The organism is Achromobacter sp. GbtcB20 (genome assembly GCF_019091095.1).
Lineage (GTDB): Bacteria > Pseudomonadota > Gammaproteobacteria > Burkholderiales > Burkholderiaceae_B > Achromobacter > Achromobacter mucicolens.
In genome coordinates, this window is sequence record NZ_JAGXJZ010000538.1 from 1 (window position 1) to 271 (window position 271).

The 271-nt window shown below is 63.1% G+C and carries 1 protein-coding gene; it reads left to right on the forward strand.

Annotated elements, in window-relative coordinates:
* Positions 1 to 91: 91 nt before the first annotated feature.
* The coding region (locus KVT32_RS30120) for a pyruvate kinase (protein WP_254637089.1) at positions 92 to 271 on the forward strand (180 nt) is incomplete at its 3' end.

The window sequence follows — 271 nt, forward strand, 5'->3', positions numbered from 1 at the left end:
TCCAGCGTAAGGCCCAGTAACGAGTAACACAGCGCAGCCCCCGGGGCTGCGCTTCTCTTTTCAGAATCAAGGATTTCAGCACATGCGCCCTCTGTACAACGCGACCAAGATCGTTGCCAGCATCGGCCCTGCCTCGACCGACTTCGACATCCTCGTGAAAATGATCCGCGCCGGCGTCGACGTCGTGCGCCTGAATTTTTCGCACGGTAAGGCGCAGGACCACATCGACCGCGCCGCGCTGGTGCGCCGCGCCGCCGCCGAATGCGGCACC